This window comes from Sagittula sp. S175, from assembly GCF_049800975.1.
In the GTDB taxonomy this organism is placed as follows: Bacteria; Pseudomonadota; Alphaproteobacteria; order Rhodobacterales; family Rhodobacteraceae; genus Sagittula.
In genome coordinates this window covers 301,693-328,308 of the sequence record NZ_JBNAGB010000002.1, presented here as the reverse complement: position 1 = coordinate 328,308, position 26,616 = coordinate 301,693, and the positions used below count along the sequence as shown (strand labels likewise).

General features: G+C 65.5%; 25 protein-coding genes and 2 tRNA genes. 15 read left to right on the top strand and 12 right to left on the bottom strand.

Going from position 1 to position 26,616, the window contains the following annotated elements:
- Window positions 1–115 precede the first annotated feature (115 nt).
- Window positions 116–1,792: a cytochrome c oxidase subunit I gene (gene ctaD, locus ACP16H_RS04785; protein ID WP_425071112.1), complete on the bottom strand. Its 1,677-nt coding sequence runs from the start codon at window positions 1,790–1,792 to the stop codon at window positions 116–118.
- Window positions 1,793–2,418: 626 nt separating this feature from the next.
- On the opposite strand from ctaD, the gene ACP16H_RS04780 reads away from it, so the two are divergent.
- Window positions 2,419–2,634 (top strand): hypothetical protein, encoded by a 216-nt coding sequence (locus tag ACP16H_RS04780; RefSeq protein WP_425071111.1) that lies wholly within the window; start codon window positions 2,419–2,421, stop codon window positions 2,632–2,634.
- Window positions 2,635–2,842: 208 nt separating this feature from the next.
- Here ACP16H_RS04780 and lipB read toward each other — a convergent pair whose 3' ends face one another.
- On the bottom strand, window positions 2,843–3,496 hold the full coding sequence (gene lipB, locus ACP16H_RS04775; RefSeq protein ID WP_425071110.1) for a lipoyl(octanoyl) transferase LipB: 654 nt from the start codon (window positions 3,494–3,496) through the stop codon (window positions 2,843–2,845).
- Window positions 3,497–3,502: 6 nt separating this feature from the next.
- A complete protein-coding gene (locus tag ACP16H_RS04770; protein ID WP_425071109.1) occupies window positions 3,503–4,294 on the bottom strand; it encodes a LytTR family DNA-binding domain-containing protein in 792 nt (263 codons plus the stop codon).
- Between the two features lie 90 nt (window positions 4,295–4,384).
- Between ACP16H_RS04770 and ACP16H_RS04765 the strand changes: the two genes are divergently transcribed.
- From ACP16H_RS04765 to ACP16H_RS04755, 3 genes are all read left to right on the top strand, one after another.
- Window positions 4,385–4,900 carry a DUF2306 domain-containing protein gene (locus tag ACP16H_RS04765; RefSeq protein ID WP_425071108.1) on the top strand — a complete coding sequence of 172 codons (516 nt, stop codon included), beginning with the start codon at window positions 4,385–4,387 and terminating at the stop codon, window positions 4,898–4,900.
- A gap of 82 nt (window positions 4,901–4,982) precedes the next feature.
- Window positions 4,983–5,069: transfer RNA gene (locus ACP16H_RS04760), tRNA-Leu, on the top strand.
- A 121-nt stretch (window positions 5,070–5,190) separates the two neighbouring features.
- Window positions 5,191–5,922, top strand: a complete 732-nt coding sequence (locus tag ACP16H_RS04755) for a heme-dependent oxidative N-demethylase family protein (protein WP_425071107.1) — start codon at window positions 5,191–5,193, stop codon at window positions 5,920–5,922.
- Between the two features lie 18 nt (window positions 5,923–5,940).
- On the opposite strand, the gene ACP16H_RS04750 is transcribed toward ACP16H_RS04755, so the two are convergent.
- From ACP16H_RS04750 to ACP16H_RS04740, 3 genes are all read right to left on the bottom strand, one after another.
- The gene (locus ACP16H_RS04750; RefSeq protein WP_425071106.1) at window positions 5,941–6,726 is read right to left on the bottom strand and encodes a hypothetical protein; all 786 of its coding nucleotides are present in this window, start codon (window positions 6,724–6,726) and stop codon (window positions 5,941–5,943) included.
- Window positions 6,727–6,964: 238 nt separating this feature from the next.
- On the bottom strand, window positions 6,965–7,780 hold the full coding sequence (locus tag ACP16H_RS04745; protein ID WP_425071105.1) for a lytic murein transglycosylase: 816 nt from the start codon (window positions 7,778–7,780) through the stop codon (window positions 6,965–6,967).
- Between the two features lie 102 nt (window positions 7,781–7,882).
- Window positions 7,883–8,596, bottom strand: coding sequence for a hypothetical protein (locus ACP16H_RS04740; RefSeq protein ID WP_425071104.1), 714 nt, complete (start codon window positions 8,594–8,596; stop codon window positions 7,883–7,885).
- A gap of 441 nt (window positions 8,597–9,037) precedes the next feature.
- On the opposite strand from ACP16H_RS04740, the gene ACP16H_RS04735 reads away from it, so the two are divergent.
- On the top strand, window positions 9,038–9,886 hold the full coding sequence (locus ACP16H_RS04735; RefSeq protein ID WP_425071103.1) for a hypothetical protein: 849 nt from the start codon (window positions 9,038–9,040) through the stop codon (window positions 9,884–9,886).
- Window positions 9,887–10,357: 471 nt separating this feature from the next.
- On the opposite strand, the gene glnA is transcribed toward ACP16H_RS04735, so the two are convergent.
- Complete coding sequence (gene glnA / locus ACP16H_RS04730) at window positions 10,358–11,767, bottom strand: type I glutamate--ammonia ligase (protein ID WP_425071102.1); 1,410 nt, start codon at window positions 11,765–11,767, stop codon at window positions 10,358–10,360.
- 111 nt (window positions 11,768–11,878) lie between these two features.
- Window positions 11,879–12,217, bottom strand: a complete 339-nt coding sequence (locus ACP16H_RS04725; RefSeq protein WP_425071101.1) for a P-II family nitrogen regulator — start codon at window positions 12,215–12,217, stop codon at window positions 11,879–11,881.
- A 175-nt stretch (window positions 12,218–12,392) separates the two neighbouring features.
- Between ACP16H_RS04725 and ACP16H_RS04720 the strand changes: the two genes are divergently transcribed.
- Together ACP16H_RS04720 and ACP16H_RS04715 are read left to right on the top strand one after the other, a co-directional pair.
- Window positions 12,393–13,079 (top strand): NAD(P)H-hydrate epimerase, encoded by a 687-nt coding sequence (locus tag ACP16H_RS04720; RefSeq protein WP_425071100.1) that lies wholly within the window; start codon window positions 12,393–12,395, stop codon window positions 13,077–13,079.
- A gap of 20 nt (window positions 13,080–13,099) precedes the next feature.
- Window positions 13,100–13,951, top strand: a complete 852-nt coding sequence (locus ACP16H_RS04715) for an NAD(P)H-hydrate dehydratase (RefSeq protein ID WP_425071099.1) — start codon at window positions 13,100–13,102, stop codon at window positions 13,949–13,951.
- Between the two features lie 162 nt (window positions 13,952–14,113).
- On the opposite strand, the gene ACP16H_RS04710 is transcribed toward ACP16H_RS04715, so the two are convergent.
- Window positions 14,114–14,611 carry a Hint domain-containing protein gene (locus tag ACP16H_RS04710; RefSeq protein WP_425071098.1) on the bottom strand — a complete coding sequence of 166 codons (498 nt, stop codon included), beginning with the start codon at window positions 14,609–14,611 and terminating at the stop codon, window positions 14,114–14,116.
- 161 nt (window positions 14,612–14,772) lie between these two features.
- Between ACP16H_RS04710 and ACP16H_RS04705 the strand changes: the two genes are divergently transcribed.
- From ACP16H_RS04705 to ACP16H_RS04690, 4 genes are all read left to right on the top strand, one after another.
- A tRNA-Leu gene (locus ACP16H_RS04705) sits at window positions 14,773–14,857 on the top strand.
- A 182-nt stretch (window positions 14,858–15,039) separates the two neighbouring features.
- The gene (locus ACP16H_RS04700) at window positions 15,040–15,885 is read left to right on the top strand and encodes a putative selenate ABC transporter substrate-binding protein (RefSeq protein ID WP_425071131.1); all 846 of its coding nucleotides are present in this window, start codon (window positions 15,040–15,042) and stop codon (window positions 15,883–15,885) included.
- Window positions 15,882–16,553, top strand: a complete 672-nt coding sequence (locus ACP16H_RS04695; RefSeq protein WP_425071097.1) for an ATP-binding cassette domain-containing protein — start codon at window positions 15,882–15,884, stop codon at window positions 16,551–16,553. Before ACP16H_RS04700 ends, ACP16H_RS04695 begins: the two co-directional genes overlap by 4 nt.
- Window positions 16,543–18,078, top strand: coding sequence for a PhnE/PtxC family ABC transporter permease (locus ACP16H_RS04690; RefSeq protein WP_425071096.1), 1,536 nt, complete (start codon window positions 16,543–16,545; stop codon window positions 18,076–18,078). The genes ACP16H_RS04695 and ACP16H_RS04690 overlap by 11 nt, the downstream gene beginning before the upstream one ends.
- Window positions 18,079–18,123: 45 nt before the next feature.
- On the opposite strand, the gene ACP16H_RS04685 is transcribed toward ACP16H_RS04690, so the two are convergent.
- Window positions 18,124–19,080: a glutathione S-transferase family protein gene (locus ACP16H_RS04685; RefSeq protein ID WP_425071095.1), complete on the bottom strand. Its 957-nt coding sequence runs from the start codon at window positions 19,078–19,080 to the stop codon at window positions 18,124–18,126.
- 33 nt (window positions 19,081–19,113) lie between these two features.
- On the bottom strand, window positions 19,114–19,935 hold the full coding sequence (gene ygiD, locus ACP16H_RS04680; protein WP_425071094.1) for a 4,5-DOPA dioxygenase extradiol: 822 nt from the start codon (window positions 19,933–19,935) through the stop codon (window positions 19,114–19,116).
- Between the two features lie 101 nt (window positions 19,936–20,036).
- Here ygiD and ACP16H_RS04675 point away from each other — a divergent pair, with 101 nt between their 5' ends.
- The 4 genes from ACP16H_RS04675 (at window position 20,037) to tig (ending at window position 25,141) form a co-directional block, all read left to right on the top strand.
- Complete coding sequence (locus tag ACP16H_RS04675) at window positions 20,037–20,933, top strand: LysR family transcriptional regulator (protein ID WP_425071093.1); 897 nt, start codon at window positions 20,037–20,039, stop codon at window positions 20,931–20,933.
- A 277-nt stretch (window positions 20,934–21,210) separates the two neighbouring features.
- Window positions 21,211–22,995, top strand: coding sequence for an EAL domain-containing protein (locus ACP16H_RS04670; protein WP_425071092.1), 1,785 nt, complete (start codon window positions 21,211–21,213; stop codon window positions 22,993–22,995).
- Window positions 22,996–23,266: 271 nt separating this feature from the next.
- A complete protein-coding gene (locus tag ACP16H_RS04665; protein WP_425071091.1) occupies window positions 23,267–23,704 on the top strand; it encodes a hypothetical protein in 438 nt (145 codons plus the stop codon).
- Between the two features lie 111 nt (window positions 23,705–23,815).
- On the top strand, window positions 23,816–25,141 hold the full coding sequence (tig, locus tag ACP16H_RS04660) for a trigger factor (protein ID WP_425071090.1): 1,326 nt from the start codon (window positions 23,816–23,818) through the stop codon (window positions 25,139–25,141).
- Window positions 25,142–25,247: 106 nt separating this feature from the next.
- Here the strand turns inward: tig and ACP16H_RS04655 are convergent, their stop codons facing one another.
- Window positions 25,248–26,597 (bottom strand): methyl-accepting chemotaxis protein, encoded by a 1,350-nt coding sequence (locus ACP16H_RS04655; RefSeq protein WP_425071089.1) that lies wholly within the window; start codon window positions 26,595–26,597, stop codon window positions 25,248–25,250.
- Between the last annotated feature and the right edge of the window lie 19 nt (window positions 26,598–26,616).

Genomic DNA, 26,616 nt, shown 5'->3' with positions numbered 1-26,616 from the left:
CGGGCTGGCCCCGTATTTGGGCCGGAGGCACGGGCCGGACAAAATGAAAAGGCCCCGCTTGGGCGGGGCCTTTCCGGTGTCTGTTGCCAGCCAAGGTGCGAGGCTGGCTGCCAGCTCAGTGGTGAGCTGGCGATTTGTCCCAGTCTTCCTGCTTCGGCAGCTGCTCGAAGGTGTGCTCCGGCGGCGGCGAGGGCAGGGTCCATTCCAGGGTGTCCGCGTACTCGTTCCAGGGGTTGGCAACGGTGGAGCGTGCGCCCTTGGTCAGGGTGTAGATCACGATGCCAAAGAACAGCAGGAACGAGGCGAAGGAGATCATGGCACCGATAGACGACACGTAGTTCCAGGTCGCGAAGGCGTCCGGGTAGTCGATGTAGCGGCGCGGCATGCCCTGACGGCCCAGGAAGTGCTGCGGGAAGAACGTCAGGTTCACACCGACGAAGAACATCCAGAAGTGGATCTTGCCCGCCAGTTCCGGGTACATGCGGCCCGACATCTTCGGCAGGTAGAAGTACATACCGGCGAAGATGGTAAACGCCGCACCCATGGACATGGTGTAGTGGAAGTGCGCGATCACGTAGTAGGTTTCGTGATAGGCACGGTCCACGGCGGCCTGCGACAGCACCACGCCGGTCACGCCGCCGATGGTGAAGAGCACGAGGAAGCCGATGGCGAAGAGCATGGGCGTCTTGAACTCGATCGAGCCGCCCCACATGGTCGCGATCCAGCTGAACACCTTTACCCCGGTGGGGACGGCGATCACCATGGTGGCGAGCATGAAGTAGGACTGCTGACGCAGCGACAGGCCGACGGTGTACATGTGGTGCGCCCACACGACGAAGCCCAGCGCGCCGATCGCGATGATCGCCCAGACCATCGGCAGGTAGCCGAAGACGGGCTTGCGCGAGAAGGTGGCGATGACGTGCGATGCGATACCGAAGCCCGGCACGATCACGATGTACACTTCGGGGTGACCGAAGAACCACAGGATGTGCTGGTAGAGGATCGGGTCGCCGCCGCCTGCGGGGTCGAAGAAGGTGGTGCCGAAGTTACGGTCGGTCAGCAGCATGGTGATCGCGCCTGCCAGAACCGGCAGCGAGAGCAGGATCAGCCACGAGGTGACGAAGATCGACCACGAGAACAGCGGAACCTTGAACAGGGTCATGCCCGGGGCGCGCATATTCAGGAAGGTGGTGATCATGTTGATCGCGCCGAGGATCGACGAGGCACCGGAGACGTGCACGGCGAAGATGGCGAGGTCCATGGACATGCCGCCTTCGTTCACCGACAGCGGCGGGTAGAGAACCCAGCCCACGCCCGAGCCCAGCTGGCCGTTGCCGCCCGGCGACAGGACCGAGGCCACTGCCAGCGAGGTGCCGGCGAAGTACAGCCAGAACGACAGGTTGTTCATGCGCGGGAACGCCATGTCCGGCGCGCCGATCTGCAGCGGCATGAAGTAGTTGCCGAAGCCGCCGAAGAGCGCGGGGATGACCACGAAGAACATCATCAGGATGCCGTGCGCGGTGATCAGGACGTTCCAGAGGTGGCCGTTCGGAGTACAGTCTTCCACGGCGGCGGCGGTGAGACGCGCGCCTTCCATGCACATGTACTGAACACCCGGCTCCATGAGCTCGAGGCGCATGTAGACGGTGAAACACACCGAGACCAGGCCGGCGAGAGCCGACACGATCAGGTAAAGGATACCGATATCCTTGTGGTTGGTCGACATGAACCACCGGGTGAAGAACCCCCGGTTGTCTTCATGCTCGTGGCCGTGAATGGCGGCGTCTGCCATTGTCTGCCTCCCTAAGATTTCAAGACGTGGGCAAGCGGCCAGACTCGTGGAAAGAATCTGACCGGGTGCCCGGTGATCTGGCAACGGTTTTAGAATGTGTCGGCGCGTGCGTCCATGCGTCGATTTGATCTGGATCAAACATTTTGTCGCACCTGTTTAACATGTTGCGAACATGCCATTTTCGGCCTGCGGCGGGGGTGTGATCCGGGCTGTGCGGGGGGCGGACGCGACCTTGGTCGCGGTCAGCGGCCGGTCCGGGGGCTACACGGAGCGGTCATGAGGTCTTATGTCAACCGGTTGCTCGGGGCCTGCGTCACTGGTGCGGTCCTGACGGTCGGCGGCACTGTGGGCGGCGGCGTTTCCGGGGGCGAAACACTGAATCCGCAGAAGGCGCGCGGGGTCGGTTTGGTCAGCAGGGCTTGTGGATAACCGAAATTTTCGAGGCAAGTCTGGTGGTTTGGAACTATTTTGCGGGCGTCGCGTTAAGTCATCGTTAATGTCTTCGACCGCACCATTGCAGCTGTCGAGCATGCTGCGGGGTCAGGGTTTCCGGACTGTCACGGAAACGGACCGCCGCCTAGGTAGAAGACAAGGCACCGAAACACGTTCCCGAGGGGGGAGACGAGATGGCTTATGTAGATCAGTTCGCGTTTCAAGGCACCGGAACCAGCCTGCGCCAGCGTCTGGCGCGCCTGTTGGAGACACCTTTTGACCGGCGCTATCGCCAGCGCACCGCGGCCATCAAGGCGCTGCGGGCCAAGTCCGACGCGGACCTTGCGGCCATGGGGCTGACGCGCGAGGACATCGTGAGCCACGTCTTCTCGAACAGGTCGGTTCTCTGAGCCCGTCGAGGGTTCGAGGCAGACGCATCGAATGGGGTCCGCAGTTGCGGATCAGGGAGCCCTCGCAGGTTTTGCGGGGGCTTTGTTCTTGGTGGGGGAGCGCTTTTTCCAGGGAAAAAGCGGGCGCGTGCCGGGAGGTTGGGCGCTGAAGTTCGGGCGCGGACGGTCAGGCCGGGCCGATCAGGCCGGGACGGTCAGGCTCGGGCGGTCAAGGGATGGGACCGAAGCGGTCCTCGAAGGCTTGGCGCAGCGCGACGTCGAGGTCGTCCATGGTGACGGGCAGGCCGAGGTCGACCAGCGAGGTGACGCCGTACTCGGTGATGCCGCAGGGGACGATGCCGCCGAAATGGCTCAGGTCCGGTTCGACATTGATGGAAATGCCGTGGAAGGACACCCATTTGCGCAGGCGGATGCCGATGGCGGCGATCTTGTCTTCGGCCATCGCGCCCGAGGCGGTGCGCGGGCGGTCGGGGCGTTCGATCCAGACGCCGACGCGGCCACAGCGGATGTGCCCGTCGAGGTTGAAGGCGGCGAGGGTGTCGATGACCCAGCCTTCGAGTTCCTCGACGAAGCGGCGCACGTCCTTGCCGCGTTTGGTCAGGTCGAGCATGACGTAGACGACGCGCTGGCCGGGGCCGTGATAGGTGTACTGGCCACCGCGTTTCGAGGTGTAGACCGGGAAGCGGTCGGGGTCCTTGAGGTCCTCTAGGCGGGCCGATGTCCCGGCGGTGTAGAGCGGCGGGTGCTCCAGCAGCCAGATACATTCCTCGGCTTCGCCTTTGGAGATGGCTTCGGCGCGGGCTTCCATGAAGGTGACCGCCTCGTCGTAGGGCGTCAGGCCGTCGGAGATCTTCCATTCCATGTGGGTCTAGCGGGGCAGCAGCCCGGCCTCCTTTATCAGCGGGACATTGGCGCGGCTCACGGGGATCTCGGAGCCGTCGGACATGGTGAGCAGGGCGCGGTCGCCGCTGCGGCGGGCGGATTGCACTTGTTTGAAGGCGATCCAGTGCGAGCGGTGGACCTGCGCGCCGGGCGTTGGGTCTGTTTCGCGGATGGCGTCGGTGAGGCGCAGGAGCAGGAGTTCCTCGCCACGAGTGGTGCGGACGCGGGTGTAGTGGTCCTCGACCGACAGCGCGACGAGGGGCCCGCGCTTGTCCAGCGGCAGGCGGTCGAGGAGGGCTGGCGGCTGGGAGGGCTGGGCGAGTTCTGATGGTTCGGCAGGTGGCGGGGGGGACAGATGCTGACCCGCCACATGCAGCGCGGCGGTGACGATGACCGATATGGTCAGGAGGGTCGCGAGGAAGGGCAGGGCCTCGGAGGCGGAGGGCAGCCAGTCGAAGGTGGCGAGGTTCAGGGCCAGGATGATGAGGGCGATGAGCGCGCCGCTGGCGAGGCCCCGGAGCAGGATCTGCGCGGCGGTGGGCAGGGTCGACAGGCGGGGTGCCAGCAACCGCGTGACCAGCGCGCCCGCGCCGAAGGTCAGGGTGACCACGGTCAGCCAATAGGCGAGGCGGCCGAGCAGGGGTAGGCGGTCCTCGGTGCCGAAGGGACCGGCGAGGCCCAGCACCACGCCGATTCCGGCCAGCGCCACAAGGGTCACCGGGTGCCCCATCTGATGTCGCCATTCACGAAGCGCGGTTTGCGGATGCCCGTCGCTCACGTCGATCTCCCGTTGTCTCGCGCATCTGCCATGGCACGGCGGCGGGGGGCATGTCCAGAAGGGGGCAGGTTTTGAGCGACGGAGAAGACGATGCAGATTCAACCCTTTCTGGACGCGGGTCTGGTGGTGCAGGTGCACGCGGTGGCGGCGACATGGGCGCTGGTGACGGGGCCGTTCGTGCTGTGGCGGCAGAGGCGGGACCGGCTGCACAAGGTGGGCGGCTACCTCTGGGTGCTGGCCATGGCGCTGGCGGCGGGGTCGTCGTTCTGGATCAACGGCTTCGCGATGATCGGCCCGTTCAGCCCTATACACCTGCTGGCGGTTCTGGCGCTGGGGTCGTTGTGGTTCGGGATGCGGGCGATCCTGCGCGGTGATGTGCGGGCGCATCAGCGCGCGTTTCGGAACCTGTACCTGCGTGGCGTGCTGGTGGCGGGGCTGTTCAACTTCTTGCCCGGGCGCGTGGTGAACCGGATGTTTCTGGGGGAGGCGCCGGAGCAGGGCTATACCGTGATCGCGGTGGGCTGCGCGGTGCTGGCGGTACAGCTTGCGGTGCAGGTTTTGCGGGGCCGTGGACGGTCGTTCTCGGGGGCTTTGCGGGCCGCGTGAAAATTCCTCGCCACGGCTGGCATTTTCCTCTTCACATCGGTTTGGGCGTGATCTATACGCCCCCTCACCAAGTCAGGACAGTGCGGTCGTGGCGGAATTGGTAGACGCGCAGCGTTGAGGTCGCTGTGGGGTAACTCCCGTGGAAGTTCGAGTCTTCTCGACCGCACCAACCTGGACCGGGCCCGTCAGGGTCCACGGATAAAGCGCTCCGCGAGGGGCGCTTTTTCGTTTTGGGGCAGGGGCTTGGGCGGGGTTGTCAAACTGGTGTCGCAAGTGCTGTGATGCGGCTCATGATCCTTCAGCGTGAAATCCCTTACGATGTCGAGGTGCCGCGGCGGTTGCCCGGGGTGGCGCCTTTTGAGATGCGCGACTGGCTGCATGTGGACGAGGCCTATGCCGGGCAGATAGCCGAACGGTTGCGGTTGCTGAGGGAGCGGCGCGGGGCGGTTCTGGCGCTGGACGAGGGTGCGCGTCCGGCGGCGGAGGAGCTGCTGGATCTGGTGCTGGCGTGGTTGCCGGAGGGGTTTGTGCGGGACGGTGACGCGGTCTCCTGTCCCGATGGGCGGCGGGTCGTGGTCAATCGGGGCGATCCGCTGGGGACGCTGGGCGCGCTGGTGCAGGAGGATCTGTGCCTGATGGAGACGCGCGGCGAGCAGCACGTTCTGACCGGCGCGGTGCTGTGCTTTCCGGCAAGCTGGCGGCTGGACCAGAAGTTCCTGCGGCCTTTGACCGGCATTCACGAGCCGGTCGGGGAATACGACGCCGGGCTGGCGGCGCGGGTGCAGCGGCTGTTCGACGGGGTGCAGGTGGGCCGCCCGCTGTGGCGCTTCAACGTGCTGACCTATGCGGATGCGGAGCTGCACCAGCCGAGAGCGGAACACGAGAAGCGGCCCGAGGTAAACCCCCGGGCCGCTCACTTCCTGCGCAGCGAACGCCAATGCCTGATCCGGCTGCCACGGACCCGGGCAGTGGTGTTCTCGATCCATACCTACTTAGTGGACCGTGCTGGCGAGGAACCGTAGACGGGCAAGCCCGTCGGATCAGTGGATAAAGGTGTTCACCACGCCGCCGAGGCGTTCGGCGTTGTAGAGCACGGTGAAGAGCGCGGTGACGGCGAGCGCCTGTGTCACGAGGCGCACGTCCATGCCGCGTCCGAAGGTGATGATGTAGACGGCCACGGCGACCGGGAAATACAGCACGCCCAGCACGCCCATCATCAGCCAGCCCGCGACGCTCATGCGGCGGGCCTGCGGTTCCTGCGCCTCGAAGTTGATGCGGTACTGCGCGAGGCGATCCGTGACCTGGGGGCGTTCGTCCACGGCCAGCGGTTTTGGCGCGCCATAGAGCGAGTCATGCAGGTTGCTGGTCAGGTTCTCGTTCTCGAACAGTTCGTCTTCCATGTCCTCGTCGACGTCCTGCATGCGGCGGGGCGACACGTAGGAGCGCAGGCGGATGAAATCGTCGCGGTCCAGAAGGACGTCGGGGGAATACCATTCGAGAATGTCGGCGGATGAGTGGTCGAGGCAGGCCAGCACCACCTCGGAGAGGATGCGGGCGGATTTCTCCTCGTCCGGGGTTTCGCCGTCGGCTGCGATGATTTCCACCACGACCTTGGGGCCGTAGTCGCTGTCTTCCTGCGGCTCGACGATGACGCCGAAGCGGCGGCCGATGACCTTGTTGCCATGGGCGGAGCGGTGCGGCAGCGCGCCGGGGATCGCGTCCAGCCGGGCCAGCACGCGGGCGGCGCTGTCCAGGTAGGGCGCCGGATCAAGGTCGGCGGCATCCGGCAGAACAAGACCGGCGTAGGGATACTCAATGGTGCTCATGACTGCTCCTCGGCAGCGGGTAATGTCGCGTTAACCAAGGGATGCCGGAGAAACGTGGTCCGATTTGGGCAAAATAACGCAAATTTGCGTGTATCTTTCGCGCAGCGGGGACAAAGCTGTGACATAGGGGTTAACGTAGGGTTAACGCAGGGTTAACCAAAAGGAAGGGCGCGCGCCGTGTGGCGCACGCCCTTGAAATGTCTCCAGAAAGAGGCCGATGGCCTGATTACTGGCCTCTTTATTGGCCGACCTGCTGGGCCGCGTAGGCGATGGCGCGCTGGTAGTTGCCGCTGTCGTTCCACGCCGAAAGGGCGCGGAAATTGCCGGTGCCTTCGCCCCAGGGCTGGCCGGCCTTCCAGCCGTTCTGGCGCAGGAGATTGGCAGCAGAAGCCAGTGCATCGGCGGCCTTGTAGGGATCGGCCACGCCATCCCCGGAGGCATCGACGCCGTAGCGCAGCCAGTTGCCCGCGAGGAACTGCATGTGGCCCAGCTCTCCCGAGGGGCCGCCCTGGGTCTTGGGGGTGATGATGCCACGGTCGACCATCATCAGCGCCGCCTCGGCATGGGGTTCGAAGCGGGGGTGGCGGCGGCAGTAGGAGGAAAGCGTCACGGCGCCGTCGACGATGGAGGTCTTGCCGAGGTAGCCGCCCCAGGAGGTTTCCAGCCCCCAGATGACCGCAAGGACGGAGCCGGGCACGCCGTAGCGTTGCTCGATCGAGTTGAAGAGGCTGGCGTTCTTCTGGACCTTGGAGCGGGCCGCGTTGACGAAGGCCTGTGACGAACCGCCGGTGCGCTTGGCCAGGAAGGTGGCCGGGTCGTTGTAGGACACGCCGGTTTGCGACGAGGGACGGGATTCGAACTTCCAGGTGATCGAGGACAGTTGGGCGTTCTGGAGCGCCTGAAGGCCGCGCTGGCCGACACCGGCTGCGGCGGCGTCCTTGGCGAAGGCGGACTTGTAGGCGCCAAAGGAGCCCTTGTCGGTGATGCAGTTGGCGGCGAGGGCGGGGCCTGCGGCCAGCAAGGTGGTGCAAAGGGCGAGTGCGAAACGGCGCATGGGGTCTCCGGGACAAACGTGCGATTTGTACTCAGAGTAGCGCCGGGGGGGGGCTGCGCAAGGGGGAGGGCGGGTTTTCCCGTCCCCCGTGTGCCTTATGGATCAGATCAGGTTGGAGGCGCCGGAGGTCACCACCAGAGAGGTCACGCAGATCACCAGCGACGCCGCGCGCAGCTCGGCGCTTTGCATGGCGGCGGAGGCCCCGGTGGTGAGCGCGCTCATGCGGTTCTTCACCGGTTCATACTCGGCCTCGAGCTGCTGCATCTCGGATGCGGTGGGGGTGCGGCGGAGTTCGGCGGCGAGGTGGGTTTCGAAGGCGGCGACATGGGCATCGTAGCGATGGCCCGTGAAACGCAGCGTGCGGAACTGCGGCACAGGCGCGGCAGAGGCATCGCGGACGGCAATGCGGCGTGGCGCGATGCGGCCTGTCGGCCGGGCCGACTGGCGGGCCGCCTCGGGATCGAAGCTGCGGGCAAGACCCGAGAGGAATTGCGCGCGGGGAATGCGGGTGTCGGTGCCGTGCCAGATGACGGCGGCCACGTCGGTGTCGCGGACAAACGCATAGGCCAGCGCGGCGAGGCGGGGCAGCGGGGTGTCGCCGCTTTCGGTCTCCATCGACAAGGTGACGGTGGGGGCGTCCCCGGCAAGGCTGAGGGTCAGCGTCAGGCGCAGGTCGGCGGCCTCGAAGGTCAGGGCGGTGAGGGAGGCGTCGGTGACGGCGCCCTCGGTCTTCAGGTGAGACCGCATCAGGTCGAGCATACGGGGCAGGGCGAGAGAGGGCTGGCCTTCGAAGATGAATGCGACGGTGGCGGTCATGTTGTTTTTCCCCAATTTTTTGTGCTTGCTGTAAACAGTTTGACACCCGGCATTTGGAGAAATTGCGGCTGCTGCTGCCCGGTATTTGGCGGTCATTAACCATTTTCGCCGCAATTCCCGCGAATTGTGACGGTCTCGCCGCAAAGGGGCGTTTTGAGGGGCGTTTCGGGGCGATTGGTCTGGAAGGGGAAATGCAGCGTTCTGATCTTCGTGACAGTGCAGTATGGAATACCCCCATGGTCTGCGTCCCGGCTGGCCTGTCGATTTCTCGTTTTGGTTGTGGTTTTTGTGCTGGAATGGCCTTTGGAATAGGTGGGTTGCACTGAAAGGGCGCGACTCGCTGCCCTTTGTGCAGTTGCGCGCGCTGTGGCGCTTTCGGCGCTTGAAGTGGGCGCGTCCGGCGTTCACCAGTGTGGCAGACGCTTTCCGGATGAAGGGGGGATGCGCTTGAGACGGCTGGTCCGGGTTCTGGTGTTGGTGCTGGCGGCGGGGTGTACGGCGCTGCCGGCGACCGGACCCTTCGAACAGGCAGCTCCCGCCACCACGACCGCAGACTGCTGCACCGGTCTGCAGCGCTACCCGAAGGTGCTCGTCGACCTGATCGAACCCAAGGCCAACGCCAAGGAGGCCTTTACCGACGACAAGCGGTTCCGCGCTCCCTTCCTGAAGGGCCGTCCCGAAGCCTGGGCCTATATCCTGCGCCACCTCGCGCCGATGGACATCCTGACGACCTCGGACAAGGGCATCCTGCGCGGCCAGCTGATGCCGGGGTATTTCTCGCACTCGTTGCTCTACATCGGGACCGAGGCGCAGCTGCGCGCCGAGGGGCTGTGGGATCTGCCTGCACTGCGGCCCTACCACGCAGAGATCCGGGGCGGGGCGGTGTTCTTCGAGGGGATCGTGCCGGAGGTGACGTTTTCGAAACCCGAAACGGTCTTTGCCGCGGACGCCGTGGGGGTGTACCGGGCTCCGCTGAGCGCCGAGGACAAGCGGGTCGCACTGGACAGGGCACTGGCGTTGCACGGCAAGCCCTTCGACTGGCATTTCGACTCGCGGACGACGGACTGTTTCTATTGTGCCGAAGTGATCGACGTGACTCTGCCGCAGCTGCGGCTGCCCCGTCGCCTGGCCTATGGCCGCGAAGTGATCCCGCCTGACACATTTGCGCAGATTGCGCTGACCGATCCAGCGCGTCTGCATCTTGTCGGTTATGTGTACGGAACGCGGCACGGAGTCGAAAGCGCCGGACCAGACGTGTTGGCGGCGACGCTCGAAAAAGCCTGGCGCTGATCCCGGCCATACCGGCGGAACGGCGGTGACGGTGTCTCGCGGACGAGGGGGCCGGCCCCTGTTCCTCCCCCGAGGCTGTTCAGTCCGGATCAAGGTCGCGGCGCGCCTTGCCTTCATCTTGATCCAAATACCCTCGGGGGTGTGGGGGCAGAGCCCCCACTTGCCGTGCGCAGCGCGGCAAGCTTCCGTCGAGGGAGAGAGCACAGATCCGCTCTGACGATCACGTCACGCAGCGCGGATGGCGGGGGGCGAGCGAACGCGCCTTCCGGCTGATGCAGCCGTGCGCTGCCTGAAGGGCGGGAAGAGGACGACCTGGCGGGGGCGAAGTCTTGAAAAGACTTCGGACCGGAAACTTTTGAAGTTTCCGGGTGCGCGTGCGGTCAGGGGAAAGCAAAAGGGGCGCCCCGAAGGACGCCCCGATCTGTTGCTTCCAAAGGTCAGGCCCGACACGGTCGGGCCCGACGGCTCCGGTCAGCAGGAGTAGTACATCGCGAATTCCACCGGGTGCGGCGTCATTTCGTACATTTCCAGCTCTTCCATCTTCAGGTCGATGTAGCCTTCGATCTGCGACTTGGTGAACACGTCACCGGCCAGCAGGAAGTCCATGTCGGCCTTCAGCTCGTCCAGCGCTTCGCGCAGCGAACCGCAGACGGTCGGGATCTCGGCCAGCTCTTCCGGCGGCAGATCGTAGAGGTTCTTGTCCATGGCTTCGCCGGGGTGGATCTTGTTCTTGATACCATCCAGGCCGGCCATGAGCAGGGCCGCGAAGCACAGGTAGGGGTTCGCCGACGGATCGGGGAAACGGGCTTCGACGCGCTTTGCCTTCGGCGATTCGGTCCACGGAATACGGACGCAGCCCGAGCGGTTGCGTGCGGAGTAGGCGCGCAGAACCGGTGCTTCGTAACCCGGGACCAGACGCTTGTAGGAGTTGGTCGAGGGGTTGGTGAAGGCGTTCAGGGCCTTGGCGTGCTTCAGGATGCCGCCGATGAAGAACAGGGCTTCGTCGGAGAGGTCAGCGTACTTGTCGCCTGCGAAGAGCGGCTTGCCGTCCTTCCAGATCGACATGTTCACGTGCATGCCCGAGCCGTTGTCACCCTTGATCGGCTTCGGCATGAAGGTGGCCGAGCGGCCGTATGCCTGAGCGACGTTGTGGATGACGTACTTGTACTTCTGCAGCTCGTCCGCCTGCTTGGTCAGCGAGCCGAAGATCAGGCCGAGTTCGTGCTGCGAGGTCGCCACTTCGTGGTGGTGCTTGTCGACCTTCATACCGAGGCGCTTCATGGTCGAGAGCATCTCGGAACGGATGTCCTGGCCGTCGTCGGAGGGGTTGACCGGGAAGTAGCCGCCCTTGAAGCCCGGACGGTGGCCCAGGTTGCCCATCTCGAATTCCGCGTCGGTGTTCCATGCCGCGTGGTCGGCGTCGACCTCGTAGGACACTTTCTGCGGGGTCACGGCGATCTTGACGTCGTCGAAGAGGAAGAATTCCGCTTCCGGACCCATGTAGGCCACGTCACCGATCCCGGAAGAGATCAGGTAGGCTTCGGCTTTCTGCGCGGTGCCGCGCGGGTCGCGGTCGTAGGCTTCGCCGGTGTCCGGCTCGACGATCGAGCAATGGATGCAGAGGGTCTTCTCGGCGTAGAACGGGTCGATATAGCAGGAGTCCGGATCGGGCATCAGCTTCATGTCGGAGGCTTCGATCGACTTCCAGCCCGCGATGGACGAACCGTCGAACATGAAGCCTTCCTCGAGGAAGTCTTCGTCGACGAGGTCGGCGATCACGGTCACGTGCTGCAGCTTGCCGCGCGGATCGGTGAAGCGGATGTCGACGTATTCTGCGCCCTCATCCTTGATAAGCTTCAGAACGTCTGCGTTGGTGCTCATTCTGTTCAGTCCTTCTCTGTCAGAAATGGATTTTCGTTGGGGCGCGGGCGGCGGTCTCCTGCCGCCGGTCCGCGCGGTATGTCCTGGATGACGTCCCGGTTGCGGGCGCGATCAGATTGCGTCGGAGCCGCTTTCGCCGGTGCGGATGCGGATCGCCTGCTCGATCGAGGAGACGAAGATCTTGCCGTCGCCGATCTTGTCGGTCTTGGCCGCGCCGACGATCGCCTCGATGGCGCCGTCAACCTGATCGTCGTCCAGCACGATCTCGATCTTCACCTTGGGCAGGAAATCGACGACGTATTCCGCGCCGCGATACAGTTCGGTGTGACCCTTCTGGCGACCGAAGCCTTTGACTTCGACCACGGAGAGGCCCTGAATTCCGGCGTCCTGCAACGCTTCCTTCACTTCGTCGAGCTTGAATGGCTTGATGATCGCTTCGATCTTTTTCATGAGGTCTCCCCCCTTCACTTCCCGTGTCGGTGAACGGCAGACCACTTTGGTTCCGCCGCTTCAATCGGATAGGGTCAGCGGGGTGGGAGTCGCAACGGTGAAAGTGTGGGCGAGTGCTGTTTTTTGGGCAATGTGCCGTAAAAATGTGCGTAATTGAATCGCGAGGGTTTTGCGAATGACTGAAATTTTGGCAGCGGCGCAAATGCGGGCAGTGGAGCAGGCAGCGATTCAGGCCGGTGACGTGACCGGGCTGGAGCTGATGGAGCGCGCCGGGCAGGGGGTCGTCGAGGCGGTTTTGGCGCACTGGCCAGAGCTGGAGACCGCGCCGGAGCGGCGCGCCGTTGTGCTCTGCGGGCCGGGCAACAATGGCGGCGACGGGTTTGTCGTGGCGCGGCTGCTTGCGGGGCTGGGGTGGGACGTCGCGGTGTTCCTGTTCGGCGATGCGGAGCGGCTGCCGCCGGATGCGCGGGCCAATTTCGACCGGTGGCGCGCCATCGGGGAAGTGCGACCGATGCTGTACCGCGACGTGAAAAGCGTCGCCATGCCCGATGTCTGGATCGACGCGATCCTTGGCATCGGGCTGACGCGCCCGGTGGTTGGGGAGCTTGGCCATATGCTGCGCTATCTGGCGGGCTACGGCGGTGACAGAGCATTCATCCAGCCAAAGATGGTGGCTGTTGACGTGCCCTCGGGGATGGACGCGGATAGCGGCGAAATCCCCGGCAAGGGGGCAGAGGAATGGGCGCCGCCTTGCCCGTTCTGCGCGCTGACCGTGACCTTTCACCGGGCCAAGCCTGGGCATCTGACGGGCGAGGGGCCTGCGCATTGCGGGAAACTGATCGTCAAGGATATTGGGCTTTAAGGGGCGGGCTGGAGGGCGATATGGCCAGAGAAATCACACGCGAGACCTTGCCGGACCTGGGCAAGCGGCCCGAACATCACAAGTACGACCACGGTCACGCGCTGATCGTTGGCGGGCCTCCGGGACAGGGCGGCGCGGCGCGGCTGGCGGCACGGGGCGCGCTGCGCGTGGGCGCGGGGCTGGTGACGCTGGGCTGTCCCATGCGCGCGGTGACGGAAAACGCGGTGCAGTTGAACGCCATCATGGTGCGCGGACTGGACGGCACGCATGGTCTGGCAGAGGCGCTGGAGGACACGCGGATCAACGCGCTCTGCCTCGGGCCGGGGGTGGGCCTTGGTCCGGCGACGGGCGAACTGGTGAAGGTCGCGCTTCGGACGCAGCGGGGGACGGTGCTGGATGCCGACGCCCTCTCGCGGTTCCAGCGCGCGCCCGAGGCGCTGTTCGAGATGCTGCATGACCGCGTCGTGCTGACCCCGCATGGCGGCGAGTTCGCGCGGCTGTTTCCCGACCTGTCCGCGCAGATGAAGGACGGCACCCTGTCAAAGATCGACGCCTGCCGCGCGGCGGCGGCGCGGGCCGGGTGCGTGGTGCTCTACAAGGGGGCCGATACGGTGATCGCCTCGCCGGAAGGGATCTGTGCCGTGAATGCAGCGGTGCGTGAGCGCGCGGCGCCGTGGTTGGCGACGGGTGGGGCGGGCGATGTGCTGGCGGGGATCATCTGTGGACTTCTGGCGCGCGGAATGGCGGCCATGGCGGCGGCAGAGGCCGGGGCCTGGCTGCATGTGGAGGCGGCACGCGCCTTTGGTCCGGGTCTGATCGCCGAGGACCTGCCGGAGATGCTGCCACAGGTGTTTCGCGATCTCGGGCTTTGAGGGAGGCGCGTCGCGCGCAACATAGGCCCCACACCTAGGCTGCCCGGGCGTCCGACCACACCCGGTCCAGGACCAGATCGCGCCTTTCCTTCATCTTGATGAAAATACCTCGGAGGGGTCCGGGGAGGCAGAGCCTCCCCGCCTTTGGATGCCGCTCCGGTCTCAGGCGCTGGCGGTAACCATTGCGTTGGCCGCCAGCTCCAGTCCGTCGGCGTAGATGATCTGCGGCGTCTCGAACACCAGTTCGAACAGATGCAGGTCCTGCAGCCCCATGGGGCGGATGAAGTTGCCGTCGATCAGGCGGGCGACCGGCACCAGTGCATGGCTTGCGCCGAACAGCGCACTTGCGCGCCAGTCGCGGACAAGGATTTCCTGCGCGGCACAGAGCACGGCATCCTGTTCCGGCTTCTGGTTGCCCAGCGTTCCGGCGGCGATGCCCACTGCGGCCACGGTGCGGCGGAAGGGGCGCAGCGCCACGAGGCGGGCGGTTCCGGAGTTGCGCGAGATCACGCGGTCGCCGGGGGTGAGGTATTCCACGGGCAGTTGCCCGTCGAGGGTCAGCACCGTGGTGCCAAGGGGAAGCGCGTTGAGGGCCATGTCCGGCGCGAGATGGCGCACGGGCAAGCCACCCGCATCACGCGGGGCCTGTGTGTTTTTCATGGTGGCGTCCTGCTCTGGTTGCCTGTTTTTGTTTTTTCCATACATTCGGGTAAGACGCGGTTAATGTCACGGAATTTTTCCCCAGGTATCCCGATGGGTGGGGACATTTTCCACTCGCACCGGCGCGAGGGCTTTGCTAAGAGGCGCGTCACGGCCTTTGTGCGGGTGTGGCGAAATTGGTAGACGCACCAGATTTAGGTTCTGGCGCCGCAAGGCGTGGGGGTTCAAGTCCCTCCACCCGCACCACACTGAAAAGGTTGAGGTTTTCCCGCTTTTCCGACTGATGTTTTCGGCGGTCCGATGGTCATATCGGAGCGATGGAATGTGGTGTGGCTGGCTGGTCATTGCTGCGGCGCGGCGCTATTCACGCGCCGGAAATGCGGGGGCATCCGCGCCTTCGGATCGGTCACGAGGACACATTCATGCGTATGACACTGCTCGCTGCGCTTCTGGCCGGCACCGCTTCGATTGCCCAGGCAGAGACGTTTTATTTCTCGGCCATTCCGGACGAGGACCAGACCGCGCTGGTGGAGCGGTTCACCAAGGTGGCGGAATACCTTGAGGCCGAGCTGGGCGTCGATGTCGAATTCGTGCCGGTGAAGAACTACGGGGCATCGGTCACGGCGTTTCGCAATGACCAGATCCAGCTGGCGTGGTTCGGCGGGCTGACCGGCGTGCAGGCGCGGGTGTTGACGCCGGGCGCGAAGGCCATCGCGCAGGGCAAGGAAGACCCGCTGTTCGTGTCCTACTTCATCGCGCACACCGATACCGGGCTGGAGAAGTCCGATGATTTCCCGACGGGGATCGAAGGCATGTCCTTTACCTTCGGGTCGAAAAGCTCGACCTCGGGGCGGTTGATGCCCGAGTTCTACATCCGTGAAGAGGCGGGCAAGGCGCCGGAAGAGCTGTTCAGCCGCGTGGGTTTCTCGGGCGATCACAGCCAGACGCTGCGGCTGGTGGCTTCGGGTGCTTGGCAGCTGGGGGCGCTGAACTACGCGGTCTATGACAAGGCCGTGGCCGAGGGCGCGCCCGAGGTGGAGACGGCCAAGGTGATCTGGCAGACGCCGCCCTATCCCGATTACAACTGGACGATCCGCGGCGACGTTGATGCGCGCTTTGGCGAGGGGTTCTCGGACAGGGTGCAGGCGGCGCTGATCGGCATGGACGATCCCGAGCTGCTGGCGAGCTTCCCGCGCGAGGCCTTCATCCCGGCGGCGAGCGCGGATTTCCAGCCGATCGAGGACACGGCAAAGGCGCTGGGTCTGCTGGAGTGACAGCGGGCGGAACACCTTTGGCGCGGCTCGATGGCGCGCGTTTGGGGTATGGCGCGCGCATCGTCTTTGACGGTGTGACGCTGGACCTGCGCGCCGGAGAGCGGCTGGTGTTCCTTGGGCCCAGCGGCGCGGGCAAGTCGACGCTGCTGGGAGCTTTGTACGCGCGGTTGCAGGGCCGCGTGGCGCTGGTCCCGCAAGAGGCGGGGCTGGTGCCGCAGCTGTCGGTGGCGAAGAACGTCTACATGGGGCGGCTGGACGATTTCAGCGCGGCGCGGAACCTTGCGGCTTTGGTGAAGCTGCCGGGGGCGGCGGTGGGCGAGATTTCGGCCGTGCTGGAAGAGGTTGGCCTTGGTGCGTTGATGGCGCGGCGGGTCGAGGAACTTTCCGGCGGGCAGAAGCAGCGGACGGCGCTGGCGCGGGCCTTGTATCGCGGGGGTACGGTGTTGCTGGCGGATGAACCTGTGTCTGCGGTGGACGAGGCGCATGCAGAGGCGCTGTTGACGGCTTTGGGCGCGCGGTTCGGCACCTGTGTTCTGGCGTTGCATGATCTGGATTTGGCGCGCGGGTTCGCCACGCGGCTGGTGGGCGTACGGGCCGGGACGGTGCAGTTCGATGCCGCGCCCGAGGCCGTTTCCGACGACATGATCGGGCGGCTGTATGCGGCCTGAACGGCGATTGGGGCGCGGCGGGTTCGTGGCGCTGATGGCGCTGGCGGGGCTGTTTGCGCTGGTCTTTGCCGATCTGGAGGTGGCGTCGCACGATCCGTGGGACGTGCTGGCGCGGATGGGCGCGGGGCTGTTGCGCCCGGATTTCTCGGCTGTGGCCGATCTGGGCTGGGCGCTGGCCTGGACGGTGGCCTTTGCGCTGGTGGGCGTGGCGGTGGGTGCTTTGGCCGGGCTGCTGGCGGCGCCGTTTTACGGTGTGCGGGCGCTGCGCTGGCTGCTGATCGGGCTGCGGTCCGTGCACGAGGTGTTCTGGGCGCTGCTGTTGATGCAGGTCACGGGGATTTCGCCGCTGACCGGGGTACTGGCCATTGCGCTGCCCTATGCCGGGACCTTCGCCAAGGTCTTTGCCGAGTTGATCGAGGAGGCGGACAAGCGCCCTTTGTTGGCCTTGCCGCCCGTCGATCCGCTGTCGCGGTTCCTGTTTGCCCGCGCGCCGCTGGTGGCGCGGGAGGCGTGGAGTTACGTGTTGTACCGCGTCGAATGCGGGCTGCGGTCGAGCGCGGTGCTGGGTTTCATCGGGCTTCCGACGCTGGGGTTTCAACTGGATGCGTTCTTTCGCGTCGGTGACTACGGCGGCGTGGCGGCGGTGCTGATCCTCTACGTGGCGCTGGTGGCCAGCCTGCGGGTTTGGCTGCGGCTGGCGCTGGTGCCGGTCTGGCTGGTGGCAGCGCTGGCCGCGCTGTCGGTGATCGCCGTGCCGCCGATGGGGTCGGGCGCGCTGTGGCGGTTCCTGTCGCAGGACATCGTCCCCGCGCCGCTGCGGCGGGGCGAGGGGCTGGCGGGTCTGTGGGAGTGGCTTGCGGCGTTGCTGAGCGGGCAGGTCTGGCCGGGCCTGTGGACGACGCTGGTGGTCGGGCAACTGGCGCTGGTGCTGACCGGGGTGCTGGTCTTCTTTACTTTCGGGTTGGGGATCAGGCGGGTCTCGGGCTGGGCCGTGTGGCCCGCGCGGGGCGCGATGATCGTGGCGCGGACGATCCCGGAATACATGTTGGCTTATCTGTTTCTTCAGGTGCTGGGGCCGTCGATGCTGCCGGTGGTGCTGGCCTTGGCGATCCACAACGGGGCGATCATCGCGCATCTGATGGCGCGCGAGGCCGAGGGGCTGGGCCTGCGGGCGGATGCGCCTTCGGGGCTGACGCTTTGGGGGTGGGAGCTGGTGCCGCGGCTGTTCGGGCGCTTCGTGGCGCTGTGCCTCTACCGATGGGAGATGATCCTGCGCGAGACGGCGATCATGGGTTTGCTGGGCGTGGCGACGCTGGGGTTCTACCTGGATTCCGCGCTGGAGGCGCTGCGGATGGATGTGGCCATGGTGCTGGTGCTCTTCACCGCCCTGATGACCGCCTGTGTCGATGCGCTGTCGCGGTCGGTGCGGGCGCGGTTCGGGGCGGGCGCCTTGCGCGTCGGGCAGGCGGTGGGCTGTGTGCCGGAGGACCGCGACGCGGTCGTGGGACAGCCCCGATCGGTGTGATCGGGGCCAGTTTGATCCGGGCCAGCGTGATTTGGGCTGGGAAGGTCAGGCCAGCAGGGCCTCGACATGCGCGGGGCCGGTGGGGCGGATGCGCGTCGGGTTCAGCGCCTTGATCGAGTAGTAGCCGCGCGTGATGTGGTCCATGTTCACCGTCTCGCGTACGCCCGGCAGGGCGAGCATCGCCTTCATCTGCGCGGTGAGGCGCGGGTAGTCGGCGATCTGGGCGCGGTTGCACTTGAAGATGCCGTGATAGGCCGCGTCGAAGCGGATCAGGGTGACGAACAGGCGGATGTCCGTCTCGGTCACCTGCGGGCCAAAGACGAAGGGGCCGTCCATGGTGTCTTCGAGTTCGTCGAGCATGTCGAAGACGCCCGAGACCGCCTCGTCATAGGCCTGCTGCGAGGAGGCAAACCCGGCCTTGTAGACGCCGTTGTTCAGCTGGTCGTAGATGCGCGGGTTCAGGGCGTCGATCTTGTCCGCCAGCGTGTCGGGGTAGAGGCGCGGGGTCGGTGGTACGATGCCGTCAAAGGCGGTGTCGAACATGCGCACGATATCCGCGCTTTCGTTGTTCACCGGCGTGTCAGTGTGCGTGTCCCAAAGCACGGGAACGGTGGCGCGCCCGGTGAAGGACGGGTCGGCACGGGTGTACAGTTCGTGCATGTAGGCGGCACCGTGCAGCGGGTCGCTGTCGGCACCGTCGTAGCCGCCGAACTGCCAGCCCTGGTCGGTGAGCGTCGGGTTGACCACGGTGACGGGGATCACTTCGGTCAGACCTTTGAGCGCGCGGGCGATCAGGGTGCGCGAGGCCCAGGGGCAGATCAGCGCCACGTACAGGCGGTAGCGCCCGGCCTCGGCCTTGAACCCGCCGGTCCCGGTGGGACCGGCAGAGCCGTCGGGGGTGATCCAGTTGCGGAAGGACGAGGTTTGGCGCACGAAGCGGCCCTTTTCGTCGGCCTTTTGCACGGGTTGCCAGTCGGAGGTCCATTTGCCGTCTACGAGCATGTTATATCCTTTCAGATGGGAAGGAGCCCGTTGTCAGGCGTGAAAGACGAAGGAGCGCATGGACACGCTGCCAAGGTCGATGGCGTCGGTCATGAAGGTCAGGGTGTCCTTCGCGTCGGAGGCCCCGGCCACGGTCAGCGCGGGCAGGTAGTGGTCCACCGAAGGATGGGCCATGCGCAGGAGGCTCCCCAGTTTGGCCGGATCGGTGAGGGTCTTCAGGTCGCGCGCCTCGAGCCGGTCGGCAAAAAACGTGTCGAACTCGACCGCGAAGTCCTGCGGGCGGCCTCCCATGCGCATGGCGCGCAGGTTGTGGACCACGTTGCCCGAGCCAAGGATCAGCACGCCCCGGTCACGAAGATCGGACAGCGCCTTGCCGACCTCGAGCTGGTAATCCAGCCCCCGGCCCATGTCGATGGAGACCTGGAAGACCGGTACGTCGGCCTCGGGGTAGAGGTGCAGCAGCACGGACCATGCGCCGTGGTCGAGACCCCATGTGTCGTCCTCCTCGGCGTGGTGGGAGGCGAGCAGGGTGGTGACTTCGCGCGCCAGATCGGGCGCGCCGGGTGCGGGGTATTGCTGGGCAAAGAGCTCCTGCGGGAAGCCGTAGAAGTCGTGGATCGTCTTCGGCAGCTTCGACACGTCGACCAGCGTGGTGCCGCGTGTCATCCAGTGGGCCGAGACGACGAGGATGGCACGGGGGCGCGGCAGGGCGCGGCCCAGTTCGGACCAGGCCTGCGCATAGGCGTTGTCCTCGATGGCGTTCATCGGAGAGCCGTGGCCGAGAAAGACCAGCGGCATCCGGTCGGTGGGCGCGAAGCGGTCGCGCAGGGTGGCGAGTTCGGTGGCGATGCTCATGGCGTGTCTCCTGTTGCGTTGAGGCGAAGATAGGGCTTGCGTATCGGGAATGATATGGGGAGTTTGTTGAATGACTTTCCTCGTTTTGTTCGGAATGACGCATGGATCTGGTGGATGAACTGAAGGCCTTCGTGGCGACGGCGCAAAGCGGATCGTTCACGGCGGCGGCGGCGCAGCTGGGGGTGTCGAACCGGCTGACCTCGAAATACGTGGCGGAGCTGGAGACGCGGCTGGGCGTGCGGCTGTTGCAGCGCACGACCCGCAGGGTGGGGCTGACGCCTGCGGGGGAGGACCTGCTGGCGCGGGTGCCCGCTGTGCTGGAGGATCTGGAGGAGGTGCTGGGCAGCGTGACCGAGGGCTCTCAGGGGCTGTCGGGCATGGTGCGGGTGTCGGCCCCGGTGACCTTTGGCGAGGTCTGGGTGGGCGCGATGCTGGGGCGGTTCGCGCAGGCGCATCCCGGCGTCACGGTGGACCTGCGGCTGAGCGATGCCTTCACCGACCTTGCCAGCGAGGGGATCGACCTGGCCTTTCGCATCGGCACGTCGGACGTGTTGTCGCTGAAACAGAAGCGGCTGGGCGCGTTCCAGTCGGTGCTGGTGGCTTCGCCGGGGTATCTGGCGGCCCATGGTACACCGCAGCGGATCGAGGATCTGGTCGAGCATGCCTGCATCCTCGATACCAACCGACGCCGTTCGCGGCGCTGGTCGTTCGTGCGCGACGGCGTTGCCGTCGACATGGATGTTCAGGGGCGGTTCATGGTGAACTCTGCCCGCGCGGTGGTGGCGCTGGCCGAGGCCGGGCTGGGCATCGCGCTGGTGCCGCGCTTTGCGCTGGGCGAGACTTTGGAGACGGGGCGGCTGGTCACCGTTCTGCCGGGCAGCGAGGCGGAGAGCGGGCCGATCAGTGCCATCTACCTTGAAGGCCGGGCCTTGCCGCGCAAGATCCGCGCGCTTATCGACTTTGCCGCCGAGGACATCCGGCAGAGCGGTATGCTGTAACAGGCCGGGGATCGGGGCCGACCCGGACCCGTTTACACGTTCTTAACTAAATTTGCGGAATGATCTGGGGACTTGGCCCGAGGCGCATTCGACCGGTCACGTCTGACGGGTATTTTTCACGTCACGAATGGCGTCTCTGTCCGGACTGGACCAGTAGTCGTGAAGCCACCATGAAGGGGCCGAAGTGATGTACGCCGCGCTCAAATCGTTACCCAAGGTCGCCTCCTGTCCGGAGGGCACATCCGGGTGCACGTCCCTTCAGGACCTGAGCGATGCGATGGTTCTTGCCGCCGGGGCCGTGGGCTGCTGCATCACGATGGATGGCTGCCGTGCGTCGGCCTGTTCGTGGTCGGAGATGGACAGCGACAGCCCGAGGATGGCCGTGCGGCTGCGGATGTTCGCCTGCGCGATGCTGGGACGCGGCGATCAGGACACCGCGGAGGGCTTCGAAACCCGCCCCGTCCGGTCCCAGGGCAACGTCTATCAGATGAAGGGGCTGCACTTGCGCGGTCAGGGCGTGCAACGCTCTGCCGCGGTGACGCTGTTGTATCGCGGGGACGATGGCGGGACGGAGCCGTCGACGGACGCGCGGCTGTCAGGTGTTCTGCCGCTGATGCAGAACGCCGTATCCCATCTGATGCGGAGCGTGTCCAAGGAAGGCGATGTCGAACGGCTGGAACGCCAGTGTGTCTCGCTGACGCGGGCATTGCACACCGATATGACGACCGGGCTGCTGACCGAGAATGCCTTTCGGGAGCGTGTCGGGCGGGAACTGGACGCGGGCAAGGATCGACAACACGCGCTGGTTCTGCTGGACGTCTTTCACCTTACGAACCTTCTGGCCCTCTTCGACCGCACGTTTGTCGGGCAATTCCTGAAGCATGTGTCGGTCGCGCTGGTCGAGGCCCTGCCGGAGGGGGCGGTTGCAGGGCAGATCCGGGAAGGGGAACTGGCGGTGCTGGTTCCCTTGGAACACGAAGGAAAGGCGGCCCTGCGGCATGCGCTGGCGCTGTGCCGGGGGGCGGTTCAGAGCGGGGCAAGGGCCATGGGGCGCCCGGACCTGGGGCGGGTGAGCATTGGCGTGTGCACCTGGCCGGACATGGCGGCCACCTTGCCGGAGCTGTTCGACCGCAGCCGGGCGGCTTTGCGCGCGGCGCGGGCGACGGGGCGCGATCAGCAGGGGCGCAATCAGTCTGTGTTTTACGAACCGGAGCTTTCCGCCCGTTTCGGGCAGGGGCAGATCAGGGACGTGTTCGGACAAGCGGTGTCGCATGACCGCATACGCCCGTATTTCCAACCGATGGTGGATCTTGCCACTGGGGCGTGCCGGGGCTTCGAGGTGCTGGCGCGCTGGGAGGCGGAGGACGGGTCGACCCTGACACCGGAGAATTTCCAGGAAGTCTTTCGCGATCACCGCACTGCAGAGGCGCTGACGCAGCTGATGCTGCGGCAAGGCCTGGAACGCTTTGCCGAATGGAAGGCACGGGTCGGGACGGCGCAGGGCGCGCGTCTTGCGGTCAACCTGACAGCCTACGATCTGACCCGTCCCGGGTTTGTCGGTCTCGTGGAGGGACTCTTGCGCGAGGTGGGGCTGGGCTGGACGGACCTGTCGCTGGAGGTGACGGAAACCGTCATCCTCGGGGATCGCAAGGGGCAGATTTTCCGGTCGCTGGACAGGCTGCGCAGCCTGGGGGCGACGGTTGCGATGGACGATTTCGGCACCGGGTACGGCAGTTTCCAGCATCTGCGGGACTGGCCCATCGACACGCTGAAGATCGACCGGGACTTTGTCCGCCGACTCGGAGACAGCCCGAGGGACGCGGCGGTGGTTCGGGCGATCCTCGGGCTCGCGCAGGGATGCGGCATGACGACCGTGGTCGAGGGCATCGAGACGGAGGCGCAATTGGCGGAGGTGCGCGGCATGGTTGACGTGCGCGAGGGGGTGCTTGCGCAGGGCTACCTGTTTGCACCGCCGATGGCTCCTGACGATCTGATCTCGGCACCGGGGGGCTATCAGCCTGCACTGAGCCTGTGCAGCGCGCCGAACGATTGCCTCGCATGAGGGCAGGGCGCGCGCAGGCCCCGGCAGTTCCGGGGCAGGAGCTGGACCGGGCTGCCGTCATCGGTCTAGCCTGCGCGCGGGACAGGACACCGGAGGAACCATGCGGCAGTTTGCAGTTCTCTTGGCGTGGATGGTGAGCGCGGTTTGCGCGGTGGCGGCAGAGGGGCAGAGCGCACCAACCGGGTCGTGCGGAGGGGCGGTTTCCCCAGCCCGACCGATTCACCCCGGCTGCCTGCGGGCGATATCCCGGCAGACCGATGCGACGGGCGGCGTGGGGCTACGCCGGGCCGAGATGCTGTATCAGGCCGCGTTGCACACGCCTGCTGTCGCCACGGAGGTCGAACCGGTCGAGCCCTTCCGCTGCACCGTGCGCCAGGCCGAAAACGTCCGGGTCATCGACCTGACGGCCAAGGTCAGTATCCGGGACAGCGCCGGGCCCGACGCGCCGGTCGTGGCCGAGGCGGCGAAGTTCCAGAGCCTTGAAGTGGTTAGCGGAAATGCGGCCCTGGTGGGTGAACAGTCGCGCCGCCGCGTCTGTGCGCAGGCCTGCCGTGGATACAATGATGCGCTTTATCGCAGGGATGCTCCGCTGGCCTGGGCGCGTGACCGTCATACGGTCGCAAGCTGCCTCGCGCAGAACGTCCTGTGGTGGAACGTCAGGCTGCCGGACGGGCGCGTGGGCTGGGCTTCGGCAAAGTACCTTCGGTAGCCGCGAAAGCCGTTCCAAATCGGCTTGCACTGTTGGGTTTCGGACAATAGAAGGTGCCAAATTCAATTGCGCCCCCTTTGTGGGGCGCGTCTTCATTCGAGGGAAGAGACGATGCAGGTCACCGAGACGCTGAACGAAGGCCTCAAGCGCGGCTACGCCATCACCGTGACGGCGGCTGAGCTGGAGGAAAAGGTTGCTGCCAAGCTGAAGGAAGCGCAGCCGGACATCGAGATGAAGGGCTTCCGCAAGGGCAAGGTCCCGATGGCCCTGCTGAAGAAGCAGTTCGGCGCGCGTGTCATGGGTGAAACCATGCAGGAAGCCATCGACGGTGCCATGAACGATCACTTCGAGCAGACCGGCGATCGCCCGGCGCTCCAGCCCGAGGTCAAGATGACCAACGAGGACTGGAAAGAAGGCGACGACGTGCATGTCGAGATGTCCTACGAGGCGCTTCCGGCGATCCCCGAGGTCGACCTGTCTTCCGTGGAGCTGGAAAAGCTGGTGGTGAAGGCCGACGACGAGTCGGTGAACGAGGCGCTGGCCAACCTGGCCGAGACCGCCAAGGATTTCGAAACCAAGGACGGCGCGGCCGAGGACGGTGACCAGGTGGTGTTCGACTTCCTGGGCAAGGTCGACGGCGAGGCCTTCGACGGCGGCGCCGCCGAGGATTACCCGCTGGTGCTGGGCTCCGGCTCGTTCATACCGGGCTTCGAGGATCAGCTGATCGGTCTGAAGGCCGGTGACGAGAAGAACGTCGAGGTGACCTTCCCCGAGGAGTACGGTGCAGAGAACCTGGCCGGCAAGCCCGCCGTGTTCGAGTGCAAGATCAAGGAAGTGAAGGCCGCCAAGGCTGCCGAGATCGACGACGAGCTGGCGAAGAAGTTCGGCGCCGAGGATCTGGAAGCCCTGAAGGGCCAGATTCGTGAGCGTCTGGAAGCCGAGTACACCGGCGCGGCGCGTCAGGTGATGAAGCGTGGCCTGCTGGACAAGCTCGACGCGCTGGTGTCCTTCGACCTGCCGCCGACCCTGGTCGAGGCCGAAGCCAACCAGATCGCACATCAGCTGTGGCACGAAGAGCACCCGGAGGTGCACGACCACAACCACGACGCCATCGAGCCGACGGAAGAACACACCAAGCTGGCCGAGCGCCGCGTGCGTCTGGGCCTGCTGCTGGCCGAGCTGGGTCAGAAGGCCGAGGTCCAGGTGACCGACCAGGAGATGACCCAGGCGATCATGATGCAGGCGCGTCAGTACCCGGGTCAGGAGCGTGCCTTCTTTGACTTCGTGCGTCAGAACCAGCAGATGCAGCAGCAGCTGCGCGCGCCGATCTTCGAAGACAAGGTCATCGACCACATCGCTTCGCAGGCTCAGGTCACCGAGAAGGAAATCTCGAAGGATGAGCTTCAGAAGGCCGTCGAGGCGTTGGACGAGGAATAATCGGTCCTGGGGCGCAGGCTGCTGCGCCCCGACCGTGAACGTGACAGGAGCCGCCCCGAGGGGCGGCTCCTTTGTTTTTGGAGAGAGACGGAGAAAATTGCGGGGCCTAGCTGGCGGCGCGGAAATCGTCATATCCGCCGCTGCCGCTGGTTTCGACAGTGAAGAAATCGACCTCGGCCACAAGGTCCTGTGCGCCTTGCATCAGCTGTCGGCCGGACTCGCCGGTCTGCTGGACCATCGCGGCATTCTGTTGCGTCACCTGATCCAGCTGCGAGACGGACGAGTTGATCTCGGACAGGGTCTGGCTTTGCTCCTTCATGCCGCTGGCGATGTCCTGCACGCGATTGGAGATGGTGGTGACACCTTCGAAGATCTTCTGGAATTCCGTGTTGGCACGACCGACAAGGTCGGAGCCCTCGCTGACGTTTTCGGAACTGGATTGGATCAGCGTCTTGATCTCGTTGGCGGATTCGGAACTGCGCTGGGCGAGGGCGCGGACCTCTGAGGCGACGACCGCAAAGCCGCGACCGGAATCGCCAGCGCGGGCGGCCTCGACCCCGGCGTTGAGGGCAAGGAGGTTCGTCTGGAAGGCGATCCCCTCGATCACGGCGATGATCTGGGAAATCTGTCCCGAGGATGCCTCGATCTTTTCCTTGGCGCCGGTCAGGCTGGAGACGAGGTCGCGCCCCCCCTCGGCCGCGGAACGGGTCTGGGTCGCAACGCTGTAGACATCATTGGCGGAGGCTGCGGCGGTACGGGCCGTGGAGGTCAGTTGATCGACGGCGGCGGCGGTCTGTTCCAGCGTGGCCGCCTGCGTTTCGGTGCGGCGGGAGAGGTCATTCGTGGTGTCCAGAATTTGCGAGGCGGTGGTCTTTACGCTGCCGGAGACCTGTTTGACGTTCAGGACCATCTCGGACAGGTGATTGAGGGTGCTGTTGAAGACTTCCCCCAACAGGTTGATGTCCTGATCGGCGCAAGGTGCGACCTGCTGCGTAAGGTTTCCCCGGCTGAGGGCACGCAGCGATTCGGCGAGGCCATTGATGGCCAGCTGGCGTTCCGTGATGTCGGTTGCGATCTTGATGACGCGACGGATGACGCCGCCGGCATCCACAACCGGGCAATAGGTCGCCTGGATGTAGATCGGTTCGCCGTCCTTGCGGATCCGCATGTACTGGCTGGTAAAGGTTTCGCCCGCGGCAAGCCTGCGCCAGAAGGCGTGGTATTCATCGGACTCCGCATAGTCCGGGTCCACGAACATCCTGTGATGCTGGCCTTCGATCTCCGCCAGGGAATAGCCGAGAGCGACCAGAAAGTTTTCGTTGGCAAAAAGGATTTCGCCCGAGGGTTTGAAATGGATGACCGCTTGGGAGTTTTCGATGGCGTTCAGAAGATCCAGCTTCTCGTACCGGCGCCCGATCCCTTCCTCGACCGGGCGGGTTTTCCGGAAAAAGTTCATCCATCTCGCTCCTGTGACA